At 40.1% G+C, this 5,606-nt stretch carries 10 protein-coding genes; 3 read left to right on the top strand and 7 right to left on the bottom strand.

What is annotated here, in order from left to right; all coding sequences use genetic code 11:
- The 3 genes from GJU40_RS20140 to GJU40_RS20130 form a co-directional block, all read right to left on the bottom strand.
- The coding region (locus GJU40_RS20140) for a helix-turn-helix domain-containing protein (RefSeq protein ID WP_154306416.1) at positions 1 to 72 on the bottom strand (72 nt) is incomplete at its 3' end.
- A 222-nt stretch (positions 73 to 294) separates the two neighbouring features.
- The gene (locus GJU40_RS20135; RefSeq protein WP_154309840.1) at positions 295 to 510 is read right to left on the bottom strand and encodes a hypothetical protein; all 216 of its coding nucleotides are present in this window, start codon (positions 508 to 510) and stop codon (positions 295 to 297) included.
- A gap of 215 nt (positions 511 to 725) precedes the next feature.
- Positions 726 to 935 (bottom strand): hypothetical protein, encoded by a 210-nt coding sequence (locus GJU40_RS20130; protein WP_154309839.1) that lies wholly within the window; start codon positions 933 to 935, stop codon positions 726 to 728.
- A gap of 191 nt (positions 936 to 1,126) precedes the next feature.
- Between GJU40_RS20130 and GJU40_RS20125 the strand changes: the two genes are divergently transcribed.
- Complete coding sequence (locus GJU40_RS20125) at positions 1,127 to 2,020, top strand: GNAT family N-acetyltransferase (RefSeq protein ID WP_154309838.1); 894 nt, start codon at positions 1,127 to 1,129, stop codon at positions 2,018 to 2,020.
- Between the two features lie 68 nt (positions 2,021 to 2,088).
- The gene (locus GJU40_RS20120; protein WP_154309837.1) at positions 2,089 to 2,643 is read left to right on the top strand and encodes a GNAT family N-acetyltransferase; all 555 of its coding nucleotides are present in this window, start codon (positions 2,089 to 2,091) and stop codon (positions 2,641 to 2,643) included.
- A gap of 3 nt (positions 2,644 to 2,646) precedes the next feature.
- Here the strand turns inward: GJU40_RS20120 and GJU40_RS20115 are convergent, their stop codons facing one another.
- The 4 genes from GJU40_RS20115 to GJU40_RS20100 form a co-directional block, all read right to left on the bottom strand.
- Positions 2,647 to 3,072 (bottom strand): hypothetical protein, encoded by a 426-nt coding sequence (locus GJU40_RS20115; RefSeq protein WP_154309836.1) that lies wholly within the window; start codon positions 3,070 to 3,072, stop codon positions 2,647 to 2,649.
- Between the two features lie 99 nt (positions 3,073 to 3,171).
- The gene (locus GJU40_RS20110) at positions 3,172 to 3,468 is read right to left on the bottom strand and encodes a hypothetical protein (RefSeq protein ID WP_170289468.1); all 297 of its coding nucleotides are present in this window, start codon (positions 3,466 to 3,468) and stop codon (positions 3,172 to 3,174) included.
- A gap of 104 nt (positions 3,469 to 3,572) precedes the next feature.
- Complete coding sequence (locus GJU40_RS20105) at positions 3,573 to 3,767, bottom strand: helix-turn-helix transcriptional regulator (protein ID WP_154309834.1); 195 nt, start codon at positions 3,765 to 3,767, stop codon at positions 3,573 to 3,575.
- Positions 3,768 to 3,771: 4 nt separating this feature from the next.
- Positions 3,772 to 4,266: a DUF6773 family protein gene (locus GJU40_RS20100; RefSeq protein WP_154309833.1), complete on the bottom strand. Its 495-nt coding sequence runs from the start codon at positions 4,264 to 4,266 to the stop codon at positions 3,772 to 3,774.
- A 244-nt stretch (positions 4,267 to 4,510) separates the two neighbouring features.
- Between GJU40_RS20100 and fabI the strand changes: the two genes are divergently transcribed.
- Positions 4,511 to 5,290 (top strand): enoyl-ACP reductase FabI, encoded by a 780-nt coding sequence (fabI, locus tag GJU40_RS20095; protein WP_154309832.1) that lies wholly within the window; start codon positions 4,511 to 4,513, stop codon positions 5,288 to 5,290.
- Positions 5,291 to 5,606 lie beyond the last annotated feature (316 nt).

Below are 5,606 nucleotides of genomic sequence, written 5' to 3'. Positions count from 1 at the left end.
CGTCTTATTGATTAACTCCATTTGTTTTTGATTAGGGAAGATACGAAACTTAAAAGCCTTTTTAACTAACATGATTTCACCGCTTTATAGGAACGCAGGTTCTAATTTTACCATGACAGTGAGTGTTTTGGCTATCGTCAACCGCCATTCATCTCCCCCTTATCGCTGAGCTAAAGCTCATCACCCGCTTGAAGAGGGAGTCTTCTGTCGGATAAAGATAAAAAAAGCCCGAGGGGAGCTTCCCTCAGGCATCGTCCGTTCGGCTTTAGGAATAGGAGGAGGTGTTGCTATTCCTTAGAGCCAGCCTCTTCTGCAGCGGCCATGGTGTTTTTTGTTTCTGTCGTCAGCGTCAGCAAGGTCATTGATGATGCAGCGTCTTACAGCGCGGCAGAATTCTTCTGCATCGATAGAAGCTTTTACGTGGACAGGAACATCGCTGATGCCAGCAACTTTTCTGCCTTTGCGGTCAGAAGCACCTGCAACAGAATCTCTATCATAATAGTAACCCATATCTGTCAACTCCTCTCTCTTCTGTATTGTTATTACACTGTATTCTATGAAGAAGTTAATAGAAAGGTGAGGGCTATTCTATCATTTTTAAAAGTTTAAAAAGTTGTGCTGTGTGCTGCTTCAAGTACTTCCTAGAACATCAGAAAAATAAAGAAAACCTGAGGAAACATCAACTCAGGTTAAAGTTTTAGTTTCTTCTTTGGAGAGGCTAAACTTTACAACCAGCCTCTTCTGCAGTGGCCGTGGCGCTTTCTATCATCAGCATCAGCAAGATCATTAATGATGCAGCGTCTTACAGCGCGGCAGAATTCCTCCGCATCAATAGAAGCTTTCACGTGTACAGGAACATCACTGATACCAGCAACTTTTCTGCCTTTGCGGTCAGAAGCACCCGCAACAAAGTCCCTATCATAATAGTAGCTCATACTTATCTTCCCCTCTCAATTTCCAATTTGTTATTACATGATAAAATATGAAAATCCTTTGAAATAGTGAGGGCGAATATATGATTTTCTATACAAAAAGTGAAAAATGGTATAAATTAGGTGTTATGTTGTCATTTTTCTGATGCTATCATCCAGAAGCCTAAAATATATAGAATAAAAGGAGAGATACTATGTCTGCTATAACCATTCAAAGAGCAGCGTTACAGGATGCAGAAGCTCTAACAATTTTAAAGAGAGAAACGTTCAATAAAGAAGCAGAGAGATGGCTTCCGGAAGTTGGTATAGAGGATTACAATATCCAGCCGCCTGGATATGATTCTCTTTCTATGATGAAGTATATGATCAGCCATCTTCATTTTTTTCAAATTCTCTCAGATGAGAAAACAGTCGGCGGGCTGGCTGTCACCCTCTCTGGAAAATACCGTGGTAGAATTGACCGTATCTTTGTCATTCCTGAGGAACAGGGCAAGGGCATAGGAGGAAAAGCAATCGATTTACTGGAAGAGTTATATCCCCAAGTCATATCGTGGGACTTGGAAACCTCTAGCAGACAAACAGCCAACCATCATTTTTATGAAAAAAAAGGGTTTGTAAGAGTGTTTGAAACGGAGGATGAGTTCTCCTACAGCAAACAAAAACCTGTAAAGGACATGCAGGCATCTGAATTTGAAGCTAGAGATTTAGAAGGTTCCTCCTTTTACTCTGTGAATCTGCAGAATTCCGATGTCAGCAACAGCAATGTTAGTTCTGTTCATTTCAGCAACAGCAATATGACAAATTCAAAATTTCAAAATATCAATTTCAGAAATACTCTGTTTGCAGATCTGAATCTTTCAAACAGCAAATTTGCTTTTGTCACAATGGGCGGGATGAGCTTTGAACACAGTGAACTGGGAGAAAGCGGTCCAGTTACCTTTACTGCCTGCAATATGCAGGGCAGCCGGTTTCTTTCCTGCAATATGAAGGATGTTGAAATAAAAACAGATCAATTGAGCGGGATGACGTTGAATGGTGTTCTCGTGGAAAAAATGCTTAGTGCTTATCTCAGCCAAAAAGAATCTTAACTATTTAGCGGGTTAGCCATTGCTAGTAAAAGAATACATAATATAACGAAGGAACAGAGGACCGATAGTTGAAAATACAAACTACCATTTATCATAATAGAGAAATATCCTACTGCATCCGCTCTGCAGCCTTATCAGACGGAGAGGCTTTGTCAGCTCTTCGCCTCAGGATTGATGGCGAAACAGAATACTTTGACAGGGAAAGAGGGGAAGGCTATCTTAGCCGGGAAGACTTCGAGAACATCATCGCAGCAGATTCTGAGAGCAGCCGAAACTTGTTTCTCGTTGCAGTGGTGAATGGAAAACTTGTCGGATATTCAAGGTGCCAAGGCTCTGCATTCAAACGCCTGTCTCATAAAGTGGAATTTGGAGTAGGTGTACTGAAAGAATACTGGAATGTTGGGATTGGAAGAAAGCTGCTGCAGCAATCTGTAGAATGGGCAGACAGAAATGGTATTAAGAAAATTGAATTAAGTGTATTGGAAACCAATGAAAAAGCCATTGGGCTTTATCAAAGAATGGGTTTTACTATTGAAGGAACGCTAAAAGCAGATAAACTGCTTTCAGACGGTAAATACTACTCCACCATTCTGATGGGCCGAGTAAACGGGGAGCAGCAGTGAGGTTCATTGCTTTTCAAAAAAATAGTCATTAAAGTACAGTAAAAATCCTGTACCGTCAAATTCTCTGGCAGCAGGATCATGTGATTGTATCACTACATCATAGCTGACTCCCTCTGTTATCTTCAGGGGGAGTTTCATTTTTTCTTCTTTGTTCCATGCATCCGGAAACTTTTCGTAAATGGATTCAATCACGAAGATGTTAGAAAGTTGAATTCCAGGAATAGAGATTTCTTCTAAATATTGTGTCTTTAAAGTTGAATCCCCTACATTCAGAGTGAAGCTGATGTAATAAGGTTCCCTTTCTAAATAGCTCGTCACTTCCGGTACCTGTACTGCAGGCTCCCGCTCCAGATAGAAAAATAGAACGGCTGCGCCTAACAATGCAGTAACAGCAAGCAAAGAAAAATACTGAATCTTTCTTTTGTTCATAGCTTCCTCCTGTTATTTGTCTTTACATAAAAATATTGGGAAGTTGCATTGGGTATGAGAATTTTTTAAAAAAACCGCAGATTGTATCTGCGGCATTGATCACATATTGTCTATGAGTGTAGCCACAAGAAATGTCCCTAAAATGACAAACACCAAAAATAATTTGTTAACTTCCCTGTTTCTGCTGCCTAACAGCTTCTTCACAACCTCATACAAAACTCTGCAAAGAATAACCACTACGAAGAAAAAAGGAATTGCCCATAGAAGATTGATGTCGGGAAGAGGGGGAAGCAATAACCTGATTCCCATAATTACGGCTGCCAGTACAATGAGTGTACTAACGTCAGTGGGATCTTTTTTAAACACCCATCTAAAAAAATTCTTTATATTAGCCATTTCTGCTCCTTGATGTTGTTTTCTTTTATTTTACTGAAAAACTGCTGCAGAAGGAAGAGGGAAAGACAGCCGCCGGGCTGTCTTTTTACTTACAGGCTTACTTTTTATTCTTCCCAAAACAAATCATCGAGCGTTTTTGATAGTGCTTTGCAAATGGAAATGCACAGATTTAGTGATGGATTGTATTTTCCAAGCTCAATCAGGCCGATTGTCTGGCGAGAAACGCCAATCATGTTTGCCAGTTCTTCTTGTGAAAGATCTTTTTCAATGCGCGCAAGCTTCAGTTTCATATTTTTCATATCATCACCGTTTTAGTTCGTCTTCTTCTGCTTTTTCACTCAGTCGTTTTGCTGAGAGGTGAGGAATCATTAAGAAAGCTATGAAAAATGGAATATAGATGATCAGGGAGATAAAAAAAACCAAGAAAAAGTATGAAAGTGCTTGGGAGGTGGTGTCAGCATAGGATAAGGCGCTGTGAAAGCCAAAAAACAAGCTTATTCCTATCCCAGTAAGTGTACCCCCAAGCAGATTCTTTTTCACCGCCGGCATTTTGCTGTTATTGTCATGCATTTCTACCTCAGCAGAATAAATCCCCATCCGTGCCGAACGGTACAAATAATAAACAGCCTGCGACAGGAGAATGATTAATTCTGTAGCAATCACATTTACCTGCACACCTATGGTGAAATATTTGTACACAATGGATGCCAATGTAATCACCATAATCAGTATATAAATTTCTCTGTAGATTTTGTTTTGTGCTTGATACACTCTCTCATCAACAATCTTGCTTTTCATTTTAACTCCACCTTTCTTTATCTATTAATTCCATTATATAATATGTTAATCTTTTTGCAATATATATATGTCAAAATGGTGTAAATATTTTTCTTTCATCTTTTTATAAGGAAACTTCGGCAGTGATCAAAAACATGATAGGTATGAAGCTGCCAAAAAAACGTCGCTAGGAGAACAGAGGTATGATATACTATTTGTGGATTAGCACCAGATACTAAAAACAGGTATAAGCGGAGGTAATCAAATGTTGGACTTGCTAAAGCTGCAAGATAAAAATGTTGTTGTCATGGGTGTGGCCAATGAGCGAAGCATAGCTTGGGGAGTTGCCCGTTCTTTATTTCAGGCAGGCGCAAATGTTATTTTTACATATAGAAAAGAACGCTCTTTTAAGAAGCTGACAAAGCTGTTGGAAGACAATGATTTGCAGGCAAGTATGATCTTGGAGTGCGACATCAACAGTGATGAAAGTATAAAGAATGCCTTTACAAAAATAGGGGAAGAGTGCGGAACCATATATGGGGTTGTCCATTCTATCGCTTTTGCCCACGCTGAGGATCTCAAAGGAGAATTTATAAATACTTCAAGAGAAGGCTATGCTTTTGCGCAGGATACAAGTGCTTATTCTCTTATCGCGGTGGCTAGAGAGGCAAAGCCGTACATGAATGAGGGCGGTTCTATCATCAGCATGACATATCTCGGTGCAGAACGCGTAGTACCGGGATATAATGTGATGGGCCTTGCAAAAGCTTCCTTGGAAGCTGCAGTAAAATATCTCGCCCTGGAGCTTGGCGGCCAAAATATCAGGGTGAATGCTGTTTCTGCAGGCGCTATCCGGACGCTTGCTGCAAAAGGAGTGCCTTCCTTTAATCAGATTCTCCATGATATAGAGGAAAAAGCCCCTCTCAAGCGTAATGTTACACAAGAAGAAGTCGGCGATTTGACAATGGCTTTGATCAGCCGCCTGTCCAGGGGTGTGACTGGCGAAATTGTTTATGTTGACTCAGGATACAATATTTTAGGATGAGAGAGGGAGCAGCCGCAGCTGCTCCCTTTTTGTATGTATGCTTTGGTGTGAGTGATTGCCTGCTGGTTCAGTTTATATGCACTTGAGAAATTTTTCTGGTAATGCATCTATCATCTACCACAATACACGGAAGAATTCCGCTTATTTGAAAAAATGCACGAAAAAAGTTTGAAATAGCCGGAGGTATTCCGGCTAATGGCTTAAAACAGCCAGAAATCAAGGGGTTTCGGCTGTTTAACAGTCAAGTCCTTAATATTGTGTAAAATTCCTTACAAGTGTTTTCAACAGTTAAATGGTTATATGAATTATCCCCTTA

The organism is Metabacillus lacus (genome assembly GCF_009674805.1).
Classification (GTDB): domain Bacteria; phylum Bacillota; class Bacilli; order Bacillales; family Bacillaceae; genus Metabacillus_C; species Metabacillus_C lacus.
This window is presented reverse-complemented; position numbering and strand designations above follow the sequence as displayed.

Coding starts and splice junctions, on each gene's coding strand:
- GJU40_RS20135 (WP_154309840.1), bottom strand. CDS start 510: ATGGGTTACTATTATGATAGAGATTCTGTTGCAGGTGCTTCTGACCGC.
- GJU40_RS20130 (WP_154309839.1), bottom strand. CDS start 935: ATGAGCTACTATTATGATAGGGACTTTGTTGCGGGTGCTTCTGACCGC.
- GJU40_RS20125 (WP_154309838.1), top strand. CDS start 1,127: ATGTCTGCTATAACCATTCAAAGAGCAGCGTTACAGGATGCAGAAGCT.
- GJU40_RS20115 (WP_154309836.1), bottom strand. CDS start 3,072: ATGAACAAAAGAAAGATTCAGTATTTTTCTTTGCTTGCTGTTACTGCA.
- GJU40_RS20110 (WP_170289468.1), bottom strand. CDS start 3,468: ATGGCTAATATAAAGAATTTTTTTAGATGGGTGTTTAAAAAAGATCCC.
- GJU40_RS20105 (WP_154309834.1), bottom strand. CDS start 3,767: ATGAAAAATATGAAACTGAAGCTTGCGCGCATTGAAAAAGATCTTTCA.
- GJU40_RS20100 (WP_154309833.1), bottom strand. CDS start 4,266: ATGAAAAGCAAGATTGTTGATGAGAGAGTGTATCAAGCACAAAACAAA.
- fabI (WP_154309832.1), top strand. CDS start 4,511: ATGTTGGACTTGCTAAAGCTGCAAGATAAAAATGTTGTTGTCATGGGT.